General features: G+C 58.7%; 25 protein-coding genes. 18 read left to right on the top strand and 7 right to left on the bottom strand.

Features of this window, described 5'->3' with window-relative positions:
• Window positions 1–11: 11 nt before the first annotated feature.
• From uraD to katG, 3 genes are all read left to right on the top strand, one after another.
• Entirely contained in the window at window positions 12–506 is a 495-nt protein-coding gene (gene uraD / locus AC6I8P_RS14595; protein ID WP_104189161.1) for a 2-oxo-4-hydroxy-4-carboxy-5-ureidoimidazoline decarboxylase, read from the top strand.
• Entirely contained in the window at window positions 503–838 is a 336-nt protein-coding gene (gene uraH, locus AC6I8P_RS14590; protein ID WP_058758020.1) for a hydroxyisourate hydrolase, read from the top strand. Before uraD ends, uraH begins: the two co-directional genes overlap by 4 nt.
• Window positions 839–1,132: 294 nt before the next feature.
• The gene (katG, locus tag AC6I8P_RS14585) at window positions 1,133–3,331 is read left to right on the top strand and encodes a catalase/peroxidase HPI (RefSeq protein ID WP_058776020.1); all 2,199 of its coding nucleotides are present in this window, start codon (window positions 1,133–1,135) and stop codon (window positions 3,329–3,331) included.
• A gap of 41 nt (window positions 3,332–3,372) precedes the next feature.
• Here the strand turns inward: katG and AC6I8P_RS14580 are convergent, their stop codons facing one another.
• From AC6I8P_RS14580 to fadE, 4 genes are all read right to left on the bottom strand, one after another.
• Window positions 3,373–3,813: a helix-turn-helix domain-containing protein gene (locus tag AC6I8P_RS14580; RefSeq protein WP_236569448.1), complete on the bottom strand. Its 441-nt coding sequence runs from the start codon at window positions 3,811–3,813 to the stop codon at window positions 3,373–3,375.
• 118 nt (window positions 3,814–3,931) lie between these two features.
• Window positions 3,932–4,702: an amidohydrolase gene (locus tag AC6I8P_RS14575; protein ID WP_238561156.1), complete on the bottom strand. Its 771-nt coding sequence runs from the start codon at window positions 4,700–4,702 to the stop codon at window positions 3,932–3,934.
• The gene (locus tag AC6I8P_RS14570; protein WP_238561155.1) at window positions 4,690–5,850 is read right to left on the bottom strand and encodes a pyridoxal phosphate-dependent aminotransferase; all 1,161 of its coding nucleotides are present in this window, start codon (window positions 5,848–5,850) and stop codon (window positions 4,690–4,692) included. The genes AC6I8P_RS14575 and AC6I8P_RS14570 overlap by 13 nt, the downstream gene beginning before the upstream one ends.
• 184 nt (window positions 5,851–6,034) lie before the next feature.
• Window positions 6,035–8,485 carry an acyl-CoA dehydrogenase FadE gene (gene fadE / locus AC6I8P_RS14565; protein WP_238561154.1) on the bottom strand — a complete coding sequence of 817 codons (2,451 nt, stop codon included), beginning with the start codon at window positions 8,483–8,485 and terminating at the stop codon, window positions 6,035–6,037.
• A 229-nt stretch (window positions 8,486–8,714) separates the two neighbouring features.
• On the opposite strand from fadE, the gene lpcA reads away from it, so the two are divergent.
• On the top strand, window positions 8,715–9,293 hold the full coding sequence (gene lpcA / locus AC6I8P_RS14560) for a D-sedoheptulose 7-phosphate isomerase (RefSeq protein ID WP_021507284.1): 579 nt from the start codon (window positions 8,715–8,717) through the stop codon (window positions 9,291–9,293).
• Between the two features lie 48 nt (window positions 9,294–9,341).
• Window positions 9,342–10,109, top strand: coding sequence for a class II glutamine amidotransferase (locus tag AC6I8P_RS14555; RefSeq protein ID WP_021507283.1), 768 nt, complete (start codon window positions 9,342–9,344; stop codon window positions 10,107–10,109).
• Here AC6I8P_RS14555 and dpaA read toward each other — a convergent pair.
• The gene (gene dpaA / locus AC6I8P_RS14550; RefSeq protein WP_021507282.1) at window positions 10,080–10,823 is read right to left on the bottom strand and encodes a peptidoglycan meso-diaminopimelic acid protein amidase; all 744 of its coding nucleotides are present in this window, start codon (window positions 10,821–10,823) and stop codon (window positions 10,080–10,082) included. The two genes, AC6I8P_RS14555 and dpaA, sit on opposite strands and share 30 nt — an antisense overlap.
• 244 nt (window positions 10,824–11,067) lie before the next feature.
• Here dpaA and dinB point away from each other — a divergent pair, with 244 nt between their 5' ends.
• Window positions 11,068–12,123: a DNA polymerase IV gene (gene dinB, locus AC6I8P_RS14545; RefSeq protein WP_021507281.1), complete on the top strand. Its 1,056-nt coding sequence runs from the start codon at window positions 11,068–11,070 to the stop codon at window positions 12,121–12,123.
• Between the two features lie 108 nt (window positions 12,124–12,231).
• On the opposite strand, the gene pepD is transcribed toward dinB, so the two are convergent.
• Window positions 12,232–13,692 carry a beta-Ala-His dipeptidase gene (gene pepD / locus AC6I8P_RS14540; RefSeq protein WP_021507280.1) on the bottom strand — a complete coding sequence of 487 codons (1,461 nt, stop codon included), beginning with the start codon at window positions 13,690–13,692 and terminating at the stop codon, window positions 12,232–12,234.
• A gap of 254 nt (window positions 13,693–13,946) precedes the next feature.
• Here pepD and gpt point away from each other — a divergent pair, with 254 nt between their 5' ends.
• The 3 genes from gpt to crl all read left to right on the top strand — a co-directional run bounded on the left by gpt (window position 13,947) and on the right by crl (window position 16,284).
• Window positions 13,947–14,405: a xanthine phosphoribosyltransferase gene (gene gpt, locus AC6I8P_RS14535; RefSeq protein WP_021507279.1), complete on the top strand. Its 459-nt coding sequence runs from the start codon at window positions 13,947–13,949 to the stop codon at window positions 14,403–14,405.
• A gap of 120 nt (window positions 14,406–14,525) precedes the next feature.
• The gene (frsA, locus tag AC6I8P_RS14530; RefSeq protein ID WP_059011004.1) at window positions 14,526–15,773 is read left to right on the top strand and encodes an esterase FrsA; all 1,248 of its coding nucleotides are present in this window, start codon (window positions 14,526–14,528) and stop codon (window positions 15,771–15,773) included.
• A gap of 109 nt (window positions 15,774–15,882) precedes the next feature.
• On the top strand, window positions 15,883–16,284 hold the full coding sequence (gene crl, locus AC6I8P_RS14525) for a sigma factor-binding protein Crl (protein ID WP_021313042.1): 402 nt from the start codon (window positions 15,883–15,885) through the stop codon (window positions 16,282–16,284).
• 81 nt (window positions 16,285–16,365) lie between these two features.
• On the opposite strand, the gene ompC is transcribed toward crl, so the two are convergent.
• The gene (gene ompC / locus AC6I8P_RS14520) at window positions 16,366–17,448 is read right to left on the bottom strand and encodes a porin OmpC (RefSeq protein ID WP_021507277.1); all 1,083 of its coding nucleotides are present in this window, start codon (window positions 17,446–17,448) and stop codon (window positions 16,366–16,368) included.
• Window positions 17,449–17,694: 246 nt separating this feature from the next.
• Between ompC and proB the strand changes: the two genes are divergently transcribed.
• The 9 genes from proB (at window position 17,695) to AC6I8P_RS14475 (ending at window position 25,069) form a co-directional block, all read left to right on the top strand.
• Window positions 17,695–18,798, top strand: a complete 1,104-nt coding sequence (gene proB, locus AC6I8P_RS14515; RefSeq protein WP_021507276.1) for a glutamate 5-kinase — start codon at window positions 17,695–17,697, stop codon at window positions 18,796–18,798.
• Between the two features lie 10 nt (window positions 18,799–18,808).
• A complete protein-coding gene (proA, locus tag AC6I8P_RS14510; protein WP_481658086.1) occupies window positions 18,809–20,062 on the top strand; it encodes a glutamate-5-semialdehyde dehydrogenase in 1,254 nt (417 codons plus the stop codon).
• Window positions 20,063–20,415: 353 nt separating this feature from the next.
• Window positions 20,416–21,147, top strand: a complete 732-nt coding sequence (locus AC6I8P_RS14505) for a S24 family peptidase (RefSeq protein ID WP_031279669.1) — start codon at window positions 20,416–20,418, stop codon at window positions 21,145–21,147.
• A 413-nt stretch (window positions 21,148–21,560) separates the two neighbouring features.
• Window positions 21,561–21,839 carry a transcriptional antitermination N peptide gene (locus AC6I8P_RS14500; protein WP_481657809.1) on the top strand — a complete coding sequence of 93 codons (279 nt, stop codon included), beginning with the start codon at window positions 21,561–21,563 and terminating at the stop codon, window positions 21,837–21,839.
• 178 nt (window positions 21,840–22,017) lie between these two features.
• Window positions 22,018–22,485, top strand: coding sequence for a lysozyme family protein (locus AC6I8P_RS14495; protein WP_021507272.1), 468 nt, complete (start codon window positions 22,018–22,020; stop codon window positions 22,483–22,485).
• Window positions 22,486–22,487: 2 nt separating this feature from the next.
• Window positions 22,488–22,832, top strand: a complete 345-nt coding sequence (locus tag AC6I8P_RS14490; RefSeq protein ID WP_031279668.1) for a DUF7940 domain-containing protein — start codon at window positions 22,488–22,490, stop codon at window positions 22,830–22,832.
• Window positions 22,829–23,122: a hypothetical protein gene (locus tag AC6I8P_RS14485; protein ID WP_021507270.1), complete on the top strand. Its 294-nt coding sequence runs from the start codon at window positions 22,829–22,831 to the stop codon at window positions 23,120–23,122. The genes AC6I8P_RS14490 and AC6I8P_RS14485 overlap by 4 nt, the downstream gene beginning before the upstream one ends.
• A 10-nt stretch (window positions 23,123–23,132) precedes the next feature.
• Window positions 23,133–23,273 carry a hypothetical protein gene (locus AC6I8P_RS14480; RefSeq protein WP_021507269.1) on the top strand — a complete coding sequence of 47 codons (141 nt, stop codon included), beginning with the start codon at window positions 23,133–23,135 and terminating at the stop codon, window positions 23,271–23,273.
• 50 nt (window positions 23,274–23,323) lie between these two features.
• A complete protein-coding gene (locus AC6I8P_RS14475) occupies window positions 23,324–25,069 on the top strand; it encodes a putative phage tail protein (protein ID WP_021507268.1) in 1,746 nt (581 codons plus the stop codon).
• The last annotated feature ends 11 nt before the right edge of the window (window positions 25,070–25,080 follow it).

Below are 25,080 nucleotides of genomic sequence, written 5' to 3'. Positions count from 1 at the left end.
GGAGCCGGGAAATGGATCTGAACGATTTTAATCAGGCGAGCGCCGCGCAGGCGCAGGCGGCGATTGCCCACTGCGTGGCGATTCCCGCCTGGCAGCAGGCGCTGGTGGCGGCGCGGCCGTTCGCCAGCCTGACGGCGCTGTACACCACGGCGCAACAGCTGGCGCTGGCGTGGCAGGGCGACGCCTTGCAGCAGGCGCTGAGCGCCCATCCGCGCATCGGCGAAAAAGCGCAGGGCGCGGGTAAAGAGGCCGCGCTGTCGCAGCAGGAACAGGCGGCGATGCAGCAGGCTAACGGCGCGCTGCAACTGGCGATGCTGGCCGGTAATGAGCGCTATGAGCAGCGCTTCGGCCGGGTATTTCTGATTCGCGCCAAAGGGCGCAGCGGTGAACAGATGCTGGCGGAATTGCAGCGCAGGCTCAACAATGATGAGGAGACTGAGCAGCAGGAAGCGCTGGCGCAGCTGCGGGAAATTACCCTGTTACGGCTTAAGGAGAGCATCACATGAGCACCATCACCACCCATATTCTCGACACCGCGCTGGGCAAACCGGCGATTGGCGTCGCGATGTCGCTGGAGCAGAACAGCCCGGAAGGCTGGCTGCCGGTGGCCGAGGGCGAAACCGACAGCGACGGGCGCATCAAAGATCTCACGCCTGAACCGCTGGCGCCGGGCCACTATCGCTTAACCGCGGAGATCGGTGACTATTTCGCCGCCGACGGACGTGATGCGCTGTACGTCAGCGCGCAGATTGATTTTGTGATTGGCACCGCCGGCAGCCATTATCACCTGCCGTTCCTCATTTCCCCGTGGTCGTGGTCGACTTACCGCGGGAGTTGATCCAGGTCGCCATAAATGGCGCAATGCTTGTCTGTTAAATTGTAAATCCGCTTAACAACGGTTGCGTTTTGGTAGCGGCGCAATTTATTGCGCGATAAATCGCGCCGCTACGAATCTTGTGCGACTTGCAGTACCGGCTTCACACCCTCTCAGGCCCGCTGAAATTCGTGCTCTCTATCACAAACCTCGCGCTTGAAAGCCAGTAACTATCAAAACCTTCGGTCCATCCAAATATATTCTGCAACACGGTGCGGTTATCTTAACCGGACAACGTGAAGCCAATGGAGCCGAGAAATGAGCACGCCCGAAAATAATGATAATGCAGCCGCCTCAGGAAAATGCCCCTTTCATCATGGAGCATCGGAAGAGAAAAGCGTTTTAGCGCGTGGCGCCGGAAGCGGGACCACTAACCGCGACTGGTGGCCAAATATGCTGCGCGTCGATCTGTTAAACCAGCATTCCAGCCGTTCTAACCCCCTCAGTGACAATTTCAACTACCGTGAAGAGTTCAGCAAGCTGGATTACGCCGCGCTGAAAGCCGATATTCGTGCGCTGCTGACCGACTCGCAATCCTGGTGGCCAGCCGACTGGGGCAGCTACATCGGCTTGTTTATCCGTATGGCATGGCACAGCGCCGGCACCTACCGCACCATCGACGGTCGCGGCGGTTCCGGACGTGGCCAGCAGCGCTTTGCGCCGCTCAACTCCTGGCCGGATAACGTCAGCCTCGACAAAGCACGTCGTCTGCTGTGGCCGGTGAAACAGAAGTATGGCCAGAAAATCTCCTGGGCCGATCTCTACATTCTTGCCGGTAACGTGTCGCTGGAAAACGCCGGCTTCCGTACCTTTGGCTTTGGTGCCGGTCGTGAAGATGTCTGGGAACCGGACATGGACGTGGACTGGGGACATGAGACCGAATGGCTGGCGCACCGCCATCCGGAAAGCCTGGCAAACGCGCCGCTGGGTGCGACGGAAATGGGCCTGATCTACGTGAACCCGGAAGGTCCGGAAGCCAGCGGCGATCCGCGCTCGGCGGCCCCGGCGATTCGCGCTACCTTCGGCAACATGGGCATGAACGATGAAGAGATCGTCGCGCTGATTGCCGGCGGTCACACGCTAGGTAAAACGCACGGTGCCGCTGCGGCCAGCCACGTGGGCGTCGATCCGGAAGCCTCGCCGCTGGAAGCGCAGGGTCTGGGCTGGCACAGCAGCTACGGCAGCGGTGCTGGTGCTGATGCCATCACTTCCGGTCTGGAAGTGGTATGGACGCAAACCCCAACGCAGTGGAGCAACTACTTCTTCGAGAACCTGTTCAAATATGAGTGGGTACAAACGCACAGCCCGGCGGGCGCGATTCAGTTCGAAGCGGTTGATGCCGAAGCGATTATCCCGGATCCGTTCGATCCAGAGAAAAAACGCAAGCCGACCATGCTGGTCACCGACCTGACGCTGCGTTTCGACCCGGAGTTCGGGAAGATTTCGCGTCGTTTCCTCAACGATCCGCAGGCGTTCAATGAAGCCTTCGCCCGTGCCTGGTTCAAACTGACGCACCGCGATATGGGGCCAAAAGCGCGTTACCTCGGTCCGGAAGTGCCGAAGGAAGATCTGCTGTGGCAAGATCCGTTACCGCAGGCCACGCATCAGCCAACGCCAGATGACATCACCGATCTGAAAGCGAAAATTGCCGCTTCGGGTCTGAGCGTCAGCCAGCTGGTCTCTGCGGCCTGGGCGTCAGCTTCCACCTTCCGTGGCGGCGACAAGCGCGGCGGCGCGAACGGGGCCCGTCTGGCGCTGGCGCCACAGAACGGCTGGGCGGTCAACGCCAGCGTCACCCGTGATGTGCTGCCGGTGCTGCAAAAGATTCAGCAGGAGTCAGGTAAAGCGTCGCTGGCGGATGTGATTGTGCTGGCGGGCAGCGTCGGGATTGAGCAGGCGGCAGCAGCGGCAGGTGTCGCGGTGCAGGTGCCGTTCACGCCGGGCCGCGTGGATGCGCGTCAGGACCAGACGGATGTCGAGTCATTCAACGTACTGCAGCCGCTGGCCGATGGTTTCCGTAACTATCGCCGCGTACAGGGCGGTTCTTCCACCGAAACCCTGCTGCTGGACAAAGCGCAACAGCTGACGCTGAGCGCGCCAGAACTGACGGTACTGCTGGGTGGTCTGCGCGTGCTGGGCACCAACTTCGACGGCAGCGCGCACGGCGTGTTTACCGATCGCGTGGGCGTGCTGAGCAACGACTTCTTCATCAATCTGCTGGATATGCGCACCGCATGGCGCGCCACCGATGAGAGCGCTGAGCTGTTCGAAGGCCGCGATCGTCAGAGCGGAGAAGTGAAGTACAGCGCCACCCGCGCCGATCTGGTGTTTGGTTCTAACGCCATCCTGCGCGCGCTGGCGGAAGTTTACGCCAGCAGCGATGCGAAGCAGAAGTTCGTTAACGACTTCGTGGCCGCCTGGACCAAAGTGATGAACCTCGACCGGTTCGATCTGTAATCCCCTGAGCCGCAGCGTCATGCGCTGCGGCTTATTCCTGTTTATGCCTCACGAAATGCCTCAAACGGCAGATTAAAGCGTCGCGCCAGCGCCGCCTTATGCTTATCCGTTAATCTGCGCTCGCCTTTCAGAATGCGATTCACATACGAACGCTGACCGATTTCTGCCACGAAAGAGGATTGATTCAGACCGTGCTGGTCCATCAGCACCCGCAGCAGCGCCACGCCGCCCGGCAGCGCCTGAGTGCGCGCATTAAACGCGGCAAATTCCGCTGCGGTTTCTTCATACTTCGCGACTTTAACGGCCAGCATCTCGATCAGCGGATGCCCCGGCTGATGCTCAACCAGGTATTCCACCAGTTCAAGCGCCTGTTCATAATCGGCTCTGGACTGACTTCCGCCCAGCAGCGGCACGGCTTTAATCAGATTGTTGGAGGCCTGAATCGCTTCGTTAAACACTTTCCCTGAGATAATGTGCATCATTCCCTCGAACTGTTCCAGGGTGGAAACATTGTAACGCACAACATAGAATGTTTCCACACGGGAAACAACAGGGCAGGAGGATATGTGGAAGCCGCATCGCAGGGATGCGGCTAAAAGATTACTTCAGCGTATATTCATCCGCGTCGCGCCAGGCCGGGAAGCGCTCGCGATAGTCCTGCAGCGCCTCCAGTGATAACTCGGCGTCGAGGCGCGCGCGGGCGAAGGGTTCAGCGGCCGCGAGGATCTCACCCTGCGGCGAGATAATCCGGCTGTCGCCGCTGTATTGATGCTGATTGCCGTCACTGCCGATGCGGTTACAACCGGCTACATAGGCCTGATTTTCGATGGCGCGCGCCAGCAGCAGCGCCTGCCAGTGCAGCGCGCGCGGTGCCGGCCAGTTGGCGACGTACAGCGCCAGATCGTAATCATTCTGGTTGCGCGAAAACACCGGGAAGCGCAGGTCGTAGCAAATCTGCGGCAGAATACGCCAGCCGCGCCAGTGGAACACCTCGCGCGTTTCACCGGGCACATAGTGCTGGTGCTCACTGGCCATGCGGAACAGGTGGCGTTTGTCGTACTGGTGCAGCGTGCCGTCGGGCTCCACCAGCAGGAAACGGTTTACCGCGCCCTGGTCGCTCTGAATCGCCGCGCTGCCGCCGACCAGGGCATTCAGGGCTTTGGCATGACCGTGCAGCCACGCCACTACCTGATCCTGCGGCAGCGAACTGGCCGCCGCCTCCATGGCGAAGCCGGTGGTAAACATCTCCGGCAGCAGGATGACATCGCGGCCCGTCAAGCCCTGCAGCACCTCATCGAAATGACGCAGGTTGGCTGCGCCATCCATCCAGCTCAGGGTTTCCTGCAATACGGTAAGTTTTAAAGCTGACATAAACGCTCCGCAGCGGCGTCGAGCGTCGCTTCCTGTTTAGCAAAGCACAGGCGAATGAGCTTGTGCGGGAAAGGGTCCGAGCAGAACACCGACAGCGGAATCGCCGCCACGCCCACTTCGCGGGTTAACCACTGGCAGAAACTGACATCATCCAAATCGGAAATGGCGCTGTAATCCACCAGCAGGAAATAGGTGCCGGCACAGGGCAGCACCTTAAACCGGCTGGCGGCCAGCGCCTGCGTCAGGCGGTCACGCCGGGCGCGATAAAATGCCGGCAGCGCATCAATATGTTCCGGCTGCTGGCGCAGCATATCGGCAATCGCCAGCTGCGCCGGGGTATTCACTGAAAAGGTGAGATACTGATGCACTTTGCGGATTTCGGCGCTGATCGCCGCCGGAGCGATGCAGTAACCCACTTTCCAGCCGGTCATATGAAAGGTTTTGCCGAAGGATGAGACTGCGATGGCGCGCTGACGCAGATCGGTATGTGCCAGCACGCTGGCATGGCCCTGCTCATCAAAACAGATGTGCTCATAGACTTCATCGCTGAGCACATAAATTTCCTGTCCGGCGATCGCCTGCCACAGCGCGGCGTAGTCGCTGGCGTGCCACACGGTGGCGGACGGATTATGCGGCGTGTTGACGATCACCAGCCGGGTGCGCGCGCTGAGCAGGCTGCTGAAGGCCTGCCAGTCGACCTGAAACGTGGGCGGCTGCAGCGCGATGCGTTTCAGCACGCCGCCGGCCAGCTGAACCGCCGGCGCATAGCTGTCATAGCTGGGATCGAAGCAGATCACCTCGTCGCCCGGCCGCACCAGCGCGGTGATCGCGGCATACAGCGCTTCGGTTGCGCCCGCCGTCACGGTGATGTCGCTGTTGATATCCGGCCGATGGCCGTACATGTCTGCGGTTTTATCGGCGATCGCCTCGCGCAGCGGCAGGGTGCCAATCATCGGCGCGTACTGGTTAGCGCCTTCGCTGACGTGATGTGCCAGGCGCTGCTGCAAATAGCGCGGGCCGTCAAAATCGGGAAAGCCCTGTGACAGATTGATGGCGTTGTGCTGGGCGGCGAGGGCGCTCATTTGGGTAAAAATGGTGGTGCCGAGCGCCGGTAGTTTGCTCTCGGGGATCAGGTTGGGCTGCGTCATTATCGGGTGCCTTAAGCGCGAATGTCGTTGCGGAGTAACCTTGTGCTGCAGCCACTATAAACAGGATGTTAACACTTGGCAATCGAGACGCTTAGACGTCTAAACGTGGCTGGCACAGACGCTGAGTGCGCTTATCCGCTGCCGCAGGCCATAAAAAAAGCCTCCGGCTGGAGGCTTTTTGCGGTTACGCCGCTTCGCTGGGGCGGGCGCTCGGTTTGGGTTTGCTGTCCGGTTTGGCCACCGCCAGCGCCTCGGGCGCAAAATCATCCACGTTGATGGCCTTCAGCCGGCTGGCTTCGGCCCGCGTCAGCACCTTCGCTTCACTCTCGTCAATCCAGCCTTCTTTCAGCGCGCGCTGGGCCAGCGCATCCAGCCGGGTGAAGGAGAAGTGTTTTTTCTGCTGCTGACACAGACGATCGTGAATCACTTCTGCCGCCATCACATCCTGCAGCGCCTGCTCCAGCTGACCGGCCGGGTTGTGCTCACTCGGCGTCAGATACTGGCCGCGGCCCAGACGGGTGCGGGTTGCGGACGGCAGCTGCAGCATTTTGGCCAGCTTATGATCCAGTTTATCAGACGGTGCCGGGCAGTGTTTGCCGCCGGCGAAAATCACCAGCCGCAGCGCACCTGCAACCAGGCGATTCGGGAAGTTGCGCAGCAGATCGTCCATCGCCACTTCCGCCTGATGCAGCGCATCCTGCACGCCCCAGTGCACCAGCGGCAGATCCGCCTCGTTGCGGCCTTCATCGTCATAGCGTTTCAGCGTGGCTGACGCCAGATACATCTGGCTCAGCACATCGCCGAGGCGTGCCGAAATACGTTCGCGACGTTTCAGGCTACCGCCCAGCACCGCCATCGACACATCCGACAGCAGCGCAAGGTTGGCGCTCAGGCGGTTCAGCTGCTGATAGTAGCGGCAGGTCGCGTCACGGGTTGGCGTAGCGCTGGTGCGGCCGCCGGTCAGGCCAAGCCACAGGCTGCGCACTTTATTGCTGCCGACGTGGCCGATATGGCTGAACAGCGCACGGTCAAAGGCGACGAGATCGTTCTTTGCGGCGGCGTTCATCTCTTCCAGCACCCACGGATGGCAGCGGATTGCGCCCTGGCCAAAGATAATCATGCTGCGCGTCAGGATGTTCGCGCCCTCAACGGTGATGGCGATCGGGGCGCCCTGATAGGCACGCGCCAGGAAGTTGTTCTCGCCAAGCATGATGCCTTTACCGCCGGCGATATCCATTGCATCAATGATGGCGCGCTGACCGCGATGGGTGCAGTGGTATTTAACAATCGCTGACAGCACCGCCGGTTTTTCGCCCAGCATAATGCCGCTGGTGATCAGCGTCGCCGCCGCGTCCATCACGTAAGCGTTACCGGCGATGCGCGCCAGCGGCTCCTCAATCCCTTCCATTTTACCGATAGAGACTTTGAACTGGCGGCGAATGTGCGCGTAGGCACCGGTCGCCAGCGCCAGGCTTTTCAGGCTGCCGGTGGCGTTAGACGGCAGGGTAATGCCGCGTCCTACCGACAGGCACTCAACCAGCATACGCCAGCCCTGACCGGCCATCGCCGGACCGCCGATGATGTAATCGATCGGCACAAAGATATCTTTGCCGCGCGTCGGCCCGTTCTGGAACGGCACGTTTAGCGGGAAGTGACGTCTGCCAATTTCAACGCCTGGCGTATGGGTCGGGATCAGCGCACAGGTAATACCCAGCTCTTCGGTTTCGCCCAGCAGATGATCGGGGTCGGAGAGCTTAAAGGCGAGGCCGAGCACGGTGGCAATCGGCGCCAGGGTAATGTAGCGCTTGTTCCAGGTCAGGCGCATGCCCAGCACCTGCTGGCCCTGCCAGTCGCCCATGCACACCACGCCGGTATCCGGAATGGCGCCGGCGTCGGAGCCCGCTTCCGGGCTGGTCAGCGCAAAGCAGGGGATTTCATCGCCGCGCGCGAGGCGTGGCAGGTAGTGATCTTTCTGCTCATCGGTACCGTAATGCTGCAGCAGTTCACCCGGACCCAGCGAGTTCGGCACGCCGACGGTGATCGCCAGGATCCCGGACACGCCTGCCAGTTTTTGCAGCACACGCGCCTGCGCGTAAGCGGAAAACTCCAGACCGCCGTACTCTTTTTTGATGATCATGGCAAAGAAGCGGTGCTGCTTGAGGTAAGCCCACAGCTCCGGCGGCAGATCGGCCATTTCATGGGTGATTTCGAAGTCGTTAGCCATGCGGCAGGCTTCTTCCACCGGGCCATCCAGAAACGCCTGTTCCTCTTCGGTCAGGCGCGGCTGCGGATAGTTGTGCAGTTTCTGCCAGTCCGGTTTGCCGCGAAACAGATCGCCTTCCCACCAGGTGGTGCCGGCGTCGATCGCCTCTTTTTCGGTGCGCGACATCGGCGGCATCACCTTCTGGAAGCTGTGCAGAGCCGGCTTAGAGAACATGCTGCGGCGCATCGCCGGCAGGTTGAAAGGCAGCAGAATTATGGCCAGCGGCAGCAGCAGCCACGGCGTCCACAGACCGGTGGCGGCCAGTGCCGCGGTCCACAGCAGCACAATCGCACTGCTGAGCCGCAGTGAAACCTGATGGTAGAAGAGGGCGCTAATTAACACCAGCGTCGCGATGATCGAGGCAAGCAACATAATGAACCGCTCCGTAAGTTGTAAGAGGTCTGACCTGTTAGTGATAAGGTTTAGAGCAGCGCACGAAATTTATCAATCTGTTTACATCGCAATTACAACCGAACTCACAAAATCGCGCCGGCAATTGGACGTCAGCGCGGCGTCGCGCTTTTCCCTGCTGCGGGCGCTTTGCGGCTCTGGCCCATTCCGTTAAACTTGCTGGGTCAATTTTCCTCTAAAGGACATCCCTATGTATCAGGACATTATTCGCTCAGAACTCAATGAAGCCGCCGATACGCTCAATAAGTTCCTGAGTGATGAAGCCAACATTCACGCCATTCAGCGCGCAGCCGTGCTGCTGGCCGACAGCTTCAAAGCCGGTGGCAAAGTGCTCTCCTGCGGCAACGGCGGCTCGCACTGCGATGCCATGCACTTCGCTGAGGAGCTGACCGGGCGCTACCGCGAAAATCGTCCTGGCTATCCGGCCATCGCCATTTCGGATGTCAGCCATCTCTCCTGCGTCAGCAACGATTTTGGCTACGACTACGTGTTCTCCCGCTACATCGAGGCGGTCGGGCGCGAGGGCGATGTGCTGCTGGGGCTGTCCACTTCGGGTAACTCGGCCAACATCATCAAAGCCGTAGAAGCCGCGCGCGCCAAAGGCATGAAAGTGATTACCCTGACCGGCAAAGACGGTGGCAAAATGGCCGGTACGGCCGATATCGAAATTCGCGTGCCGCACTTTGGATATGCCGATCGCATTCAGGAGATTCACATCAAAGTGATCCACATCCTGATGCTGTTAATCGAAAAAGAGATGGTTAAGTGATGACGTGCTCCTCCCGCGCCTGCGGGAGGTTCTGATAAGGCGGTTGCTATGTGCGAATTGCTCGGGATGAGCGCCAATGTCCCCACGGATATCTGTTTCAGTTTTACCGGTCTGGTGCAGCGTGGCGGTGCAACCGGGCCGCACAAAGATGGCTGGGGTATCACCTTTTACGAAGATAAAGGCTGCCGCACGTTTAAAGATCCGCTGCCGAGCTACAACTCACCGATTGCCCGCCTGGTGCAGGAGTATCCAATCAAGTCGCACTCGGTGGTGGCGCATATTCGTCAGGCCAATCGCGGCCAGGTGTCACTGGAAAATACCCATCCGTTTACCCGCGAACTGTGGGGCCGCAACTGGACTTACGCGCATAACGGCCAGCTGAAGGGCTATCGCCAGCTGGAGACCGGGCATTTCCGTCCGGTAGGCGAAACCGACAGCGAAAAGGCGTTTTGCTGGATTCTGCATAAGCTGGCTGAGCGCTATCCGCGCACGCCGGGCAACTGGCCGGCGGTGTTTCGCTATGTGGCGGAACTGGCGACGGAGCTGCGCCAGAAGGGCGTATTCAATATGCTGCTGTCTGACGGACGCTATTTAATGGCCTTCTGCTCAACCAATCTGTACTGGATTACGCGCCGCGCGCCGTTTGGCAAAGCGAAGCTGCTCGATCAGGATGTGGAGATTGATTTTCTGCAGCAGACCACGCCGAAAGACGTGGTGACGGTGATTGCGACGCAGCCGCTGACCGGTAATGAAACCTGGCACCGCATCGTGCCAGGCGAGTGGGCATTATTTTACCTGGGTGAGCGCCAGGAATGATTTCGACGCCGCTTCCGGCGTGGTCATGACCGGCGTGTTGTTCACCGCATACTGACCGGTTGCCGTCACGTTGACCGTTGGCGGCACGTGGTATTTGGCGAAGTAAGCATAGCCCGGCTGCAGTTCACGCCAGAAGCTGATATAAGTCGAGTAACGATGACGCTGCATGTTGCTGTCGGTCATGCGGAACGGGAAGATGTTGACCTGCACATCCTGCTGACCGTTACGCAGCGCGGCGTTCACGTAAGTGAAGATCTCATCCATCGATGCGTTGGTCATGGCATAGCAGCCCACGGACACGCAATCGCCGTGAATCATCAAATAGTTACCGTTATAGCCTTTGGCGCGATCGTACTGATTCGGGAATCCGGTATTGATGGCGCGATAAAAACGGCTGTCCGGCTTAAGCTGATTCATCTTCACGTTATAAAAGCCTTCCGGACTTTTAAAATCGCCCTGACGACGTTTCGGCCCGAGGCCGCCGGAGAAGTTACAGATGCGATAGCTGTCCAGCAGACGATATTCATTACCGATTTTGCCGTACAGTTCCAGCGTACGCTCTTCCTTGAAGATCTGAATAAATACCGGTGTACCCAGTAATTGTTTCTTTAACTCTTTGCTCACCGGAGCCAGCGGCTGCATTGGCTCAGGCGTCATTGCCCAGCTCAGGAGCGGCATAAGAATCATCGCAAACAATAATGCGATTCTGCCCATTCTGTGTGTACCTTGAAGTGAAGAGGAACGCTGACGCAGTGCGTCACTGTATTGCATTATCGGAAATATCCGCTACCGCAGCGCAACATTATCATTGTCTGGCGTTTAATCAAGCCGGAGTCCGAGAAAATGGTGCAATCCTAAAGGGAATACGACCACAAATTTGTAAACTTTAATCGCACGCGCCACAAATATTGCCGTTGTTTTTCTCTGCTGTATACTTATCCAGTATCCGGAGGGGCGTATGCGCAAAATCATTCATGTCGATATGGACTGCTTTTTCGCGGCAGTGGAAATGCGCGACGATCCTTCATTACGTGATATCCCGATTGCCATCGGCGGCAGCCGCGTGCAGCGTGGGGTGATCAGCACCGCCAACTATCCGGCGCGGAAATACGGTGTGCGCAGCGCGATGCCGACCGCCACGGCGCTGCGCCTCTGTCCCCATCTGAAACTGCTGCCCGGCCGCTTTGACGCCTATAAAGAAGCTTCGCAGCAGATTCGCGCCATCTTTACCCGCTATACGCCACTGATTGAGCCATTGTCGCTGGATGAAGCCTATCTGGACGTCACCGACAGTGAATACTGCCAGGGATCGGCCACGCTGATGGCGCAGGCGATTCGCGCCGATATCCTGCGCGAAACCGGCCTGACCGCGTCGGCTGGCATTGCGCCGATCAAGTTTCTCGCCAAAATCGCCTCAGACATGAACAAGCCAGACGGCCAGTATGTGATCACGCCGCAGGCGATGCCGGACTTTCTGCTGACGCTGCCGCTGAGCAAGATTCCCGGCGTCGGTAAAGTGGCCACCAAAAAGCTGGAAGAGATGGGACTGCGCACCTGCGCTGACGTACAACAGGCCGATCTGGCGCAGCTGCTGAAGCGCTTTGGAAAATTTGGCCGCGTGCTGTGGGAGCGCAGCAACGGCATCGACGATCGCGACGTAGTGGTGGAGCGCGAACGCAAATCGCTGGGCGTCGAGCGTACGCTGGGTGAGGACATTCATCACTGGGAGCAGTGTCTGGAGATTATTGATTTTCTCTACGCCGAACTCGATCGCCGTCTCAGCGCGATCCGCCCGGATAAGCAGATTGCACGTCAGGGCGTAAAGCTGAAGTTCAACGATTTCCAGCTCACCACCCAGGAGCATGTCTGGCCGGTGCTGAATAAAGACGACATGATCGCTGTGGCGCGTCAGGCCTGGGATGAACGCCGCGCCGGGCGCGGTGTGCGGCTGGTGGGGCTGCACGTCACGCTGGTAAATCCGCAGCTGGAGCGCCAGCTGGTGCTGGGGTTGTAATGGCTGAGCTGCCGCTGGAAGAGCGCTACAGCGCGATCGCCTGACACGGTACCGTTACCGTAAATAAAAAATCCTGCCCGGAGGCAGGATTTTTTTATCGCAACGGCGTTACGCTTTTTCCGGTACCACGTTCAGCAGCGCGGTCAGCAGTTTCCAGTACAGACCGACGCTGTCGATGTGCACCTGCTCGTCCGGCGAGTGCGGACCGGTGATGGTTGGCCCAATCGACACCATGTCCATGTCCGGATATGGTTTTTTGAACAGGCCGCACTCCAGACCGGCGTGAATCACCTGAATGTTTGGCGTCTTACCAAACAGCGCTTCATAAGTCTTACGCGTCAGCGCCATGATGGGCGAGTCGGCATCCGGCTGCCAGCCCGGGTAACCGCCTTTCGGCGCGGTTTTCGCCCCGGCCAGCGCACCCAGCGAGGTCAGGGTTTCGACTACCCAATCTTTACCGGTGTCGATCAGCGAGCGAATCAGGCAGATGATCTCGGCGCTGTCCTGCTCCATCGTGACCACGCCGACGTTAAGCGAGGTTTCCACCACGCCTTTCGCCACGTCCGAGTTGCGAATTACACCGTTTGGCGTGCTGTTCAGCAGGTTGATGAAGCGATCGCGGCTGTCTGCGGTCAGCGCCTGGCCCTGATGCGCCAGCGGCTCGCTCAGCACGGCGACGTTCTTCTCTTTACTGCCCAGCTCATTCTGCAGCGTGGCCTGGAAATGGGCGGCAGCAGACTTCAGCGCATCCACTTTATGGCTGTCGATGGCCAGCGTAGCGAACGCTTCGCGCGGAATTGCATTACGCAGCGTACCGCCGGTGAACTCAATCAGACGGATATCCAGCTCAGCCGCGTGCACGGCAAGGAAGCGCGCCAGCAGCTTGTTGGCGTTGCCGAGACCAAGATGAATGTCCGCGCCGGAGTGGCCGCCTTTCAAACCTTTCAGCGTCAGCTTCAGGGTTTCGAAACCGGCAGGCACGGCCTCGCGGCTCAGCGGCAGGGTAGTGATAAAGTCGATACCCCCGGCGCAGCCCATATAGATCTCACCTTCCTCTTCCGAGTCGGTGTTGATCAGGATGTCCGCCTGCAGCCAGTTTGGTTGCAGACCAAAGGCGCCGTCCATGCCCGACTCTTCGGTCATGGTCAGCAGCACTTCCAGCGGGCCGTGAGTCAGGCTGTTGTCAGCCAGCACCGCCAGCGCAGAGGCCATACCGATACCGTTATCCGCACCCAGCGTGGTGCCGCGCGCTTTCACCCACTCGCCATCAACGTACGGCTGAATCGGGTCTTTGGTGAAGTCGTGTACCGTGTCATTGTTCTTCTGCGGCACCATATCAAGGTGCGCCTGCAGCGCCACCGGAGTACGGTTTTCCATGCCTGCGGTAGCAGGTTTACGAATCAGGATATTGCCGACCTGATCGCGTTCAACCCAGAAACCTTGCTCTTTAGCCCAGCCAACAACGTATTCGGCCAGCGCTTCTTCATGGTAAGAAGGGTGCGGAATCGAGCAGATTTTTGCGAAGATATCCCACAGCGGCTGCGGGGAAAGTTGAGACAATTCAGACACAACGCGTCTCCTGTGTCAGCGCGGCGGACATACCGCTCGCACGCGGGTTTCCAGTGAAAGATCGCCGTCAGCACATCTGACGTGATGGGCCAGAGAATATCACTGTTTCCTGCCGGGTGCGCCATCGGGCGCGCTAAAAACCTGCAACCGATGTGACGGGTGCTGGTTTTTAACGCGTCAGATCCTTATAATCTCGCGCAACCTTTTCCCCCTTGCATATTTTTAAGCCAATCTCATTGGCCGGGATTCCTTTTATGAGCGAAAAATACGTCGTTACCTGGGACATGCTGCAGATTCATGCCCGTAAACTGGCCCAGCGCCTGCTTCCTGTGGAACAGTGGAAAGGCATCATCGCGGTCAGCCGCGGTGGTCTGGTTCCGGCATCGCTGCTGGCGCGTGAACTGGGGATTCGCTACGTCGATACCGTGTGCATCTCCAGCTACGATCACGATCACCAGCGTGAAATGAAAGTGCTGAAGCGTGCAGAAGGCGACGGTGAAGGTTTTGTGGTCATCGACGATCTGGTGGATACCGGCGGTACCGCGCAGGCGATTCGTGATATGTATCCAAAAGCGCGTTTCTGCACCATCTTCGCCAAGCCGGCTGGCCGCGCGCTGGTGGACGACTACATTGTCGATATTCCGCAGAACACCTGGATCGAGCAGCCGTGGGACATGGGCGTGGTGTACATTCCGCCGATTGTAAAAAGCTGATTGATGCAACGCAAACAACGCCCGGTTATGCCGGGCGTTGTGCTTTCTGCGCCTCGCGCCCGTGCGGCGGGTGCAGTACACTCTTAGCCATCTATGCGACTGCCGCAGGAGAAGCTTAAGATGGCCGAGAAAAATCTCAGCGAAGAACTGTTCAAACCCCGCTTCAAACACCCGGAAACCTCCTCGCTGGTGCATCGCCAGCACCACCCGACGGCGCAGGTGCACAATGCCCTGGAAGGCGATACCCAGCGCGGCTGGTATCGCATGCTGAATAAGCTGCTGTGGACGTGGCGTGGCCTGGCACCGCAGGAGATCAGCGAAGTGCTGGCGCGCATTGCCGTCAGTAAGTTTGAACACACCGACGAAACGCTGCTGGACACGGTGATTGGCTATCGCGGCGGCAACTGGAACTATGAGTGGTCGAAGCAGGCGGCGCTGTGGCAGCAGCGCGCGATGCAGAACGCCGATCACGATGAGGCCGGCCAGCAGTGGCTGCATGCCGCCAGTCTCTACAGCCTGGCCGCGTATCCCTACATTAAAGGCGATGAGCTGGCGGATCAGGCGCAGGTGCTGGCGAATCGCGCTTATGAAGAAGCCACCCAGCGCCTGCCCGGCGAGCTGAAATCCCTGACCTTTCCCATCAGCGGCGGCAGTCCGGTCACCGGCTTCCTGCATATGCCGGCGCAGGCCAGCGCGCCGTATCCCACCGTGCTGCTGTGCGGCGGTCTCGACTCGCTGCAGAGCGACCATTACCGGCTGTTTCATGATTATCTGGCACCGCGCGGCATCGCCATGCTGACGCTGGATATGCCGTCGGTGGGTTTCAGCAGCAAATGGACGCTCAATCAGGACACCAGCCAGCTGCATCAGCAGGTGCTGCGCGAGCTGAGCAACGTGCCGTGGATTGACCACACGCGCGTGGCGCTGTTCGGTTACCGCTTTGGCGCCAACGTGGCGACGCGGCTGGCTTACCTTGAGGTGCCGCGTCTGCGCGCGGTGGCATCGCTCGGGCCGATGGTGCATCACGTGTTTGTCGATGCGCAGCGCCAGCAGCAGCTGCCGGATATGTATATGGACATGCTGGCCAGCCGGCTGGGCATGTCGTCGACCTCCGACAGCAATCTGCGCATCGAGCTCAACCGCTATTCGCTCAAAGTGCAGGGCCTGCTGGGCCGCCGGACGCCGGTGCCGATGCTGGCCGCTTACTGGCCCAACGATCTGTTCTGCCCGGAAGAGGAGGCGCAGCTGATCGTCAGCTCCTCGGCGCAGGGCAAGGCGCTGGCGATTCCCGCCACGCCAGTGTTTGCCAGCTTTGAGAAGGCGCTCAATCAAATTTGTGACTGGCTGGCAAAACAGTTGCAGCGCTAACTGGCGAAATACGCAGACTCTGCTACAACTTATCTTCGGGAAAATACGTGCGGTGGCGTTTTGCCGCCGCACTGCGTTTTATACGGTTTATTTGAGGGAGAGAGTTAGCATGACGTTACCGAGTGGTCACCCCCGTAGTCGCCTGCTTAAGCGCTTCACCGAATTGGGGCCGTACATCCGTGAAGGACAGTGTGAAGAGACGCGTTTCTTCTTTGATTGCCTGGCAGCGTGCGTCAACGTCAAACCGGCGCCGGAAAGCCGCGAGTTCTGGGGCTGGTGGATGACGCTGAACGCCTATGAAGATCACTTCACCTACGAATACCACTTCGGCCTGTTTGATAAAGACGGCGACTGGAGCGTGGCCGCGATCAAGGGCAAAGAGAACAATGAGAAAGTGGAGAGCACGCTGCGTAATTTCCACGAGCGCCTGAAAGCCACGCTGCATGAGTTTAAGCTTGATCTCAGGCCCGCGGCGGGGTTCAAAGAAGAGCCGGTTAAACTCAGCGCCTGAACCTGAGTCAGACCTGAATAAGAAAGAGCCGGTGATGAGCCGGCTCTTTTTTTACAGACACAGACAGGGTAATGCTGACGCTTAGAACTGGTAGGTCAGACCGACCGCCACCACGTCATCGCTGTTGATGCCCAGCGGGTTGTTGTCATCCAGCTGGTTGATTTTGTAGTCAACCATGGCCGACATGTTTTTGTTGAAGTAGTACGTCATCGCCACGTCGACATATTTCACGATGTCCGCATCGCCAATGCCTTCAATGTCTTTGCCTTTGCTCTGCACATAGCCCAGCGATGGACGCAGACCGAAGTCGAACTGATACTGCGCAACCACTTCAAAGTTCTGCGTTTTATTCGCCACGCCGCCCGTGATTGGCGTCATGTTACGGGTTTCAGAGTAGGTCGACGCCAGGTAGATGCTGTTCGCATCATATTTGATGCCCGCGCCCCAGGCTTCCGCTTTGTCACCACGGCCCAGACGGGTCGCCACGTCCTGCGAGTTGGTACGGTCAGCAGAGGAGATCGCACTCATCAGGCTGACACCGCTATCGCCGAGGGTGTAACCCAGTGACGCACCGTAACCGTCGCCGTTCTGCTTAGGAATCTCTGAACGGCCGTTGGCGCTGGTGGAATCGTTCTTGCCCTGATACTGCACCGCGAAACGCAGGCCATCCACCAGACCGAAGAAATTGCTGTTGCGGTAAGTGGCGACGCCAGAAGTACGGCCCAGCATGTAGGTGTCGGTGTAGGCGCTGTCGCCACCGAATTCTGGCAGCACGTCGGTCCATGCCAGCACATCGTAAACCACGCCGTAGTTACGACCGTAATCAACAGAGCCGTAGTTACCAAACTTCAGACCGGCAAAGCCCAGACGGGTTTTGTTACCGATGTTAGCGTCGGTGTTGGTTTCCGCGCGGTTACCCTGGAACTGATATTCCCACTGACCGTAGCCGGTCATCAGGTCGTTAATTTGCGTCTGCCCTTTGAAGCCCAGACGGATGTAAGTTTTGTCGCCGTCAGCGGCTGCGTTGTCGCTGAAGTAGTGCATGCCTTTCACACGACCGTACAGATCCAGTTTGTTACCGTCTTTGTTATAAACTTCTGCGGCTTGTGCGGTTGAGGCCAGAGCCAGCGCGGAAACGATGAGTGCCAGTGTGCTTTTCTTCATTTTGCTATCAATCCCAATGAGTAAAATTTGTTGTACCCGTGAAAAGGTTTGTAAAACACGGGACGTTTTACCGACTGGCAATGAAGGTTTTATGACATTTTTTCTGATTTCTTGTTAATCGCGAACTTTTGGTCTACCCGCTTGTCAGGCGTTTTTTGTGCTTTTCCCCTTGCCGCTGTTGGCTTCCTTGCTGACTCCTGTTAAAACGTCCCTTCGCAGATTTTTTTCTTACATGGCAGGAAAAACATGAGTGGCAGTCAGACCCTGGTGGTCAAATTGGGTACCAGCGTCCTCACCGGCGGATCGCGCCGGCTGAACCGGGCGCATATGGTGGAGCTGGTTCGGCAGTGTGCACAACTGCACGCCGCCGGTCATCGCATTATCATCGTCACCTCAGGCGCAATAGCCGCCGGTCGCGAACACCTTGGTTACCCGGAACTGCCACCGACCATCGCCTCAAAGCAGCTGCTGGCTGCGGTGGGGCAGAGCCGTTTAATCCAGCTGTGGGAGCAGCTGTTCTCCATCTACGGTATCCATATCGGGCAGATGCTGCTGACACGCGCCGACATGGAAGACCGTGAACGCTTCCTCTACGCGCGCGATATGCTGCGCGCGCTGCTCGACAACCATATCGTGCCGGTGATTAACGAGAACGACGCGGTGGCAACCGCGGAAATCAAGGTCGGCGACAATGACAACCTGTCCGCGCTGGCGGCGATGCTCGGCGGTGCCGATAAACTGCTGCTGCTGACCGATCAGCCTGGCCTGTTTACCGCCGATCCGCGCACCAATCCCGAGGCAGAACTGATCAGCGATGTGCATCAGATTGATGATGCGCTGCGCACGCTGGCTGGCGGCAGCGTCTCCGGTCTCGGCACCGGCGGCATGGCCACCAAACTGCAGGCGGCGGATGTTGCCTGTCGCGCCGGCATTGACGTGATTATTGCGGCCGGCAGCCGCCCGGATGTGATCGGGGATGTGCTGCACGGCAAACCGGTGGGGACGCGCTTCCACGCGCAGCAGTCACCGCTGGAAAACCGCAAGCGCTGGATCTTCGGCGCACCACCGGCGGGCGAGATCACCATAGACGACGGCGCGCTGGCGGCGGTGCTGGAGCGCGGCAGTTCGCTGCTGCCGAAAGGCGTCCGTGACGTGCAGGGCAATTTCTCGCGCGGCGAAGTGATCCGCATTCGTAACCTGCAAGGGCGCGATATCGCCCACGGCGTCACGCGCTACAACAGCGATGCGATGCGCATGATCGCCGGTCATCACAGTCAGGAGATTGGTGAGATCCTCGGTTACGAATATGGCCCGGTTGCGGTGCACCGCGACGATATGATCGTCAGTTAAGGAGCGGATGATGTTAGAACAGATGGGTAAAGCGGCGCGTGAGGCGTCGTACAAACTGGCGGAGCTCTCCACCGAACAAAAAAATCAGGTGCTGCTGACCATCGCCGATCGGCTGGAAGCGGAAAGCGCCGACATTCTGGCGGCTAACCAGCAGGATCTGGCCGATGCGCGCACTAACGGCATGAGTGCGGCGCTGCTCGATCGTCTGACGCTCAACCCGCAGCGCCTGAAAGGCATCGCGGACGACGTGCGCCAGGTGTGCCGTCTGGCCGATCCGGTTGGCCAGCTGATCGACGGCGGGCTGCTCGACAGCGGCCTGCGCATTGAGCGACGTCGCGTGCCGCTTGGCGTGATCGGGGTGATCTACGAAGCGCGCCCGAACGTCACGGTCGATGTGGCGTCACTGTGTCTGAAAACCGGCAACGCGGCGATTCTGCGCGGCGGCAAAGAGACTTACCGCACCAACGCCGCCACGGTGCGGGTGATCCAGAACGCGCTCATCGAGCATGGTTTACCGGCAGCAGCGGTGCAGGCGATTGAGAATCCGGATCGCGAACTGGTGAATCAGCTGCTGAAGCTTGATCGCTACGTTGACATGTTGATCCCGCGTGGCGGTGCCGGGCTGCACAAGCTGTGTCGCGAAAATTCCACCATTCCGGTGATCACCGGCGGTATCGGCGTGTGCCATCTCTATCTCGACGAAACCATGGAGACGGACGCCGCGCTGGAGGTGATTGTTAACGCCAAGAAACAGCGTCCCAGCGCCTGTAACTCGCTGGAAACCCTGCTGATTCATCGCAATCAGGCTGAGCGTTTCATTCCGGCGTTTCTGCAGCGTATGGCGCAGGAGAACATTGCGCTGCACGCCGACGAAAACGCGCTGGCGCTGCTGCAGCAGGGCCCGGCCAGCGTGGTGGCGGTGCAGTTGCACCAATACGACGATGAGTGGCTGTCGAACGATCTGAACGTCAAGCTGGTGGCGGACCTCGATGAAGCGGTCGCGCACATCCGCGCGCACGGCACCCAGCACTCCGACGGCATTCTGACGCGCAGTATTGGCAACGCCAATCGCTTCGTGAATCAGGTCGACTCATCGGCGGTGTACGTCAACGCCAGCACCCGCTTTACCGACGGCGGCCAGTTCGGTCTCGGCGCTGAAGTGGCGGTCAGTACGCAGAAACTGCATGCGCGCGGTCCGATGGGCCTCGAAGCGCTCACCACCTACAAATGGATTGGCTGGGGCGACGATACCCTGCGCCGTTAGTTTTCTCTCCGGCATCATAATGGGCACCTGACGCGGTGCCCTTTTTGATCGCTTTCGATCCAGTTATTTCCAGAGCTTTTCGTTTTATTCCTGTCATCTGTGGCGCGCCTGCGGCTTTTCGCCCATTTTTTGCTGTGGGTGCTGGTCTCAGCGTTACAGAACAATCCTGAAAACCCCTGTCAGAACAAGCTGTCAGAGATTCATTACTGGTTTCCACCAGGGCGAAGAGGATAATGATCGTCCAGCTTTATTGATAAAAGCGGTTGGGTAGTAAACTAGCGGTAATATAAAATGAACTGGTAGCAAAAATGAAAATAACATTCAGTCTTTTACTGATGGCAGACTATTAACTGATGGTTAAAAAAGAGAGTACGAGACAAGCTTTTACTGCCAGGCTGATTGCCGCATGCGAGAGCGCGGGAATTGTCGGACATGGACGGAACAAACAGGTCGCTCAGGCACTGCAACAACGGGGATGCAGGATCTCAACTCCAGGGGTCTGGAAATGGTTTAACGCGCAATCCATTCCGGATGACAGTAATCTGCTGGCGCTCAGCCAGCTGTTAGGCGTGCGCGTGGAGTGGCTGCAGTTCGGCATGGAAAAACCGGATGTGGCGCTTGCCCGTCAGCGCCTGATCGATCCGCAGCACATGTTCCGCGTCGAAAGCCTGGACATCGGGCAACGCAGCGCACAGGGTATTGTCGCGCGCGACGAACTGGTCGAGACCATTCAGGCGATTGAATACGGTCTGGATGAGGCGCGCGTGCTGTTTAACGGCCGTCCGGCCGAAAATATCCGGCTGATTGCCCTGAACAGTGACTCCATGGCCGGTACTTTTGCTCCGCGCGATCAGCTGTTTGTCGATATCAGCGTGCACCGCTTCGACGGCGACGGCATCTATCTGTTCAATCTCGACAACCAGCTCTACCTCAAGCGGCTGCAGTTACAGCACAAGAAGGTGGCGGTGATCTCCGACAACAAACGCTACGAGACCTGGTACCTGACGCTGGACGAAGCGGCGTCGCTGCAGGTGATTGCCCGCGTCATCATGAGCCAGGCGCGTGACTATCAGATTCTGGGCTGAGCAGCAGTGCGCTAACCGGCAAAAAAAATAATCCGGCTGAAATCAAAAATTTAACTGGCGGTAAATAAAAAATTAACCGTCAGTGTTTGCCAATGCATTAGAACCTGTTAATAATTTGACCATAGATGGACGACATCTCTGCTCCCGGATGAGCCCGCTCTTAAACAATTGAGGCGCTGCACAAGCGCGAGACAACCCACCCAAAGTCAGTGAATTTTGGGATGGGGTGGATACGCACTTAGCAGCGTCGTCAGTTGTCCTCTGCTTTCACTCTCCTCTGCTTATACCTGGCCGTTTTTTACGGCCGGGCAAGCCAGTTGCGGGTGATTGCAGAGGGGCCACGGACGTCCCGGTCTGTGCCGAATCGCCGTGCTCACCACCCCATCGCCAAAGACTCATTCACAGGAGGAGTTATGGCGATTATTCAATATGGCAAATCAGTCTTTAGCGGTAACGCGCGCACCCGTCGCCACCGGCGGCGTCAGCCGCTCAGCCGCCTGAAGCGCAGCATCGACAGTGCCCTGGGCCTGGAGTGTGATGAGATCACCCTGCGCACCGCCGAGCGCATCTGCCAGCGGGAAATCCGCTCCCGGGTAGACCGCGCAGTACTGGCGCCTGCGCGGCCCTGCAACGACAACCCCAGCTTTGATAACTGCTGTTTGCCCCACGTTCATCTGTACGCCGTGCGTTAATTCTCTGCTGTTTTTCCAGTTCTGAACGGAACGTTTCACCTTTCCTCACTGTTTAGTTGCGCTTGAGCGTTGCGCTTAACGGCTGCCTGTCGCCCGGCGCAACCGATCAGCGAGGTTTATGTGTTGTGGTTATTTGCGCAGCTTTTCATGCCGTTGCGCCCGTCAAAGAGGAACCGTTATGAGCCAAATCATTGCCATTTTGAATTTCGAAGAGGGATACCGCGAAGCGCCTTACCTCGACACGCAGGGGTTTCCCACCGTTGCGGGCGGTATTCGCATCGGGCCGAAAGGCGCGTCGCTCAGCCACTATATCTTCCGCGTGCCGCGCCGCGTTGGTGACGTGTGGAAGCAGTGCATCGTTGAGGGCAAGGTGCAGGAGATGCAGCAGCGCGCACTGGTGCAGCAGGCACTGAGTCAATGCAATGAGGCGCGCAGCGATGTGCTGATCAGCATGGCCTACCAGATGGGCGTCGACGGTCTGGCGCTGTTTCGCGGCATGCTCACCGCGGTGACGCAACGCGATTTCGACGCGGCGGCGAACGCCATGCTCGATAGCCTGTGGGCGCGGCAAACTGCGGGGCGCGCCCGGCGTCATGCCGAAGTGATGCGCACGGGCACCTACGACATCTACAGGGGGCTGTTATGAACATGCGCTGGCTGTTGTTCGTTATCGCCGTGCTGGCGGCCATCATCCTGCTGCTGTTGCTGCAGCGCTTCACCACGCTGGAGTTTGTTAAACACGCGCGCCTGCTGTTTAAAACCTGGTCGGTGTGGCTGGCGTCGCTGGGTTCGATGCTCAGCGCCTGGGTGCAGTCGTTTCCCTCGTCAGCGCTGGATGCATGGAACGCGCTGCCGGCGGATATCAAAGAGATCCTGCCGCACAACTATCTCGGCCTGATCGGTGCCTTCATGGTGGCGATGGGCGTACTGGCGCAGTTCGTGCGTCAGAAGAACCTGGTGGAGCAGAGGAAAACGCTGGAGGACAAACCATGAGCTTTCTTCTTTCTCAGCTTGCCGGCAGCTGGCACTGGCTGGCAGCAATTGGCGGCGTGATTGCCGCGCTGATTGCCAGCTACGCCGGCGGTAAAAAAATCGGCAAGGTGCAGCAGCAGGCGAAAGCTGATGTTGCGCAGGCCGAAAAGACCGCCGCGCAGGCGGTTGAAGTTAATCACCAGCAGCAACAGCTGCGTGAGGAGGCCAGACGTGTGGAAACCCGCAACGGTAATCTTGATGACGCTGCTGCTCGCGACAAGCTGCAGCAGTCGAAATATCACCAGCCCTGAGGCGCCCGTCGTGATCGACTCCGCCTGTTCACTCTTTTCCCCGATTTATACCCACGGCAATGACGCCGAACGCATGGACATTCGCACCGTGCGCGCCATCAACAACCACAACGATCTCTGGGATCAGCACTGCCGTCCAGCGGCGCACTGACGCTGTTCTCACGCTTTGTATTGCAAACCTGAAATGCCGAGGAGGCTAAGATGATCGAAGTTAACTCTTTTGCTGAACTGCGTACCACTGTGCCGGCCAAAAATGGCGATCTGGCGTTCCTGCGCCGCTACAACCCGGACTCTACCTTCCGTGGCGGCGGTGATTTCACCGGCTTTATCGGCACCACCACGGCCGCCGATGACGGCGGTACGCTGGCGGTCGGCAATGGCTTTTACTGGAAACGCGTGATCAACGATCCGGCTGACGTCAACGTCTACCACTTTGGCGCGAAAGGGGACGGTTACGCCAACGACACCGATGCCTTTAACCGCATGCTGGCGTGGACGCAGGGCTACAGCGGGAATATCCGTGACCTGCCGGTGCGTTTTCCGGGCGGTAAATTCCTGATTAACCCGATCGACATCAGCGCCACCGAGATCGCCTTTTTTGGCCTGCAGGGGGATGACGTGGAGCTGGGTTCGCTGCCGCGCACTACCATCATCTCCGACAAAAGTGCCAACACGGTGTTCAAAGTGAAGGCACGGCGGACCGCGATCAAAGGCATCACCTGGCACGGTCAGGCATCGGCCGACGTCACCACCAACAAAGGTACCATTACCGCCGAGATGTGTACCAACGTGCAGCCGTTCTTCGAAAACACCTGCATCGAAGGCACCACGTTAAATATTTACTGTTTCCGCGCGCAAAACAGCGGCGGCACGGTGATTAAAGCGCTGGATACGCTCGACAGTAAATTTGACCAGATCTACACGCTGTGGACCTATGGCCGGGTGTTTGACATTGGCTGGTCGAACTCGCCAAACGGCAAGTGGGACCACTCAACGGCTATCGAGATCTGCAACTGTAACTTCCAGACCGGCTATGGCGACGCCACGCTGTACATGCCGCGCGTGACGCAGGGCATCATGCGTAACGTGTGGATTGAGCACACGCGTAATCCGGGCGATCTGTCGGACGGTGCCTGGAGCATTGATACGCTGAACATTGAGGATTGCGGCACGCCGTTCAATCTCAATAATGCGCGCGTCATCATGCGCCAGATTGGCCTGCAGTCCGGAGCGAAGATCTCGAACGATATGGCCGGCACGCGCTGGCTGTCGACCTTTGACTACGGCTATCGCCGTGAAGAGCATCACGGCACGCTGATCACCGGCTCATTCCGCGCGGGCTACTACAGCGGCCACAAAGTCACCAACAATACCGACACCGATAACTGGTATCGCCTCGGCCAGCTGTTCTTTCCGACGGCGAATCAGCAGTGGGTGATGGAGCTGATTGGTAAAGCCGACGCTACCCAGCCAACCGGAACGGCCGCCTCGCCGGTCAATCTGGCAGGCACCGGGAAAACGTGGATTAACCTGCAGCGGCTGGAAACGGTATGGGCTGACGCCTGCCATATGGGGCAGCCGGCGGTGCTGGATATTCGCTACAGCCGCGTCGGCACCACCTATGCCGTGGTATGGGTGAAGCTGCGCGCCAACAGCGGCGACACGCTGATTAACCTGAAGACCACCGGGCCGACGCGTTTTGAAGCCGGCTCCTGCTCGCTGTTCCAGCCTGACTTCTCGGTGGTGACGGATACCACCAAAATGGGCACCCTCAAACCGGCGGCGCGCTTTGGCCTGCACAATGGCGTCGCGGGTATTGGGGCTAACGAGAAAGGCGTGCTTACCGTCGCGACGGCAGCAGGTACGCCGACCAATAAAACCACGCCGACGGGCTTTGTGCTGGTCAATATCAACGGTGTCGATCGTAAGCTTCCTTATTACGATTGAGGCCAGCACCT

The organism is gamma proteobacterium symbiont of Lampromicra miyakona (assembly GCF_059730895.1).
The sequence above is the reverse complement of the archived record's forward strand: the minus strand, read 5'-3'. Positions and strand labels throughout refer to the sequence as shown.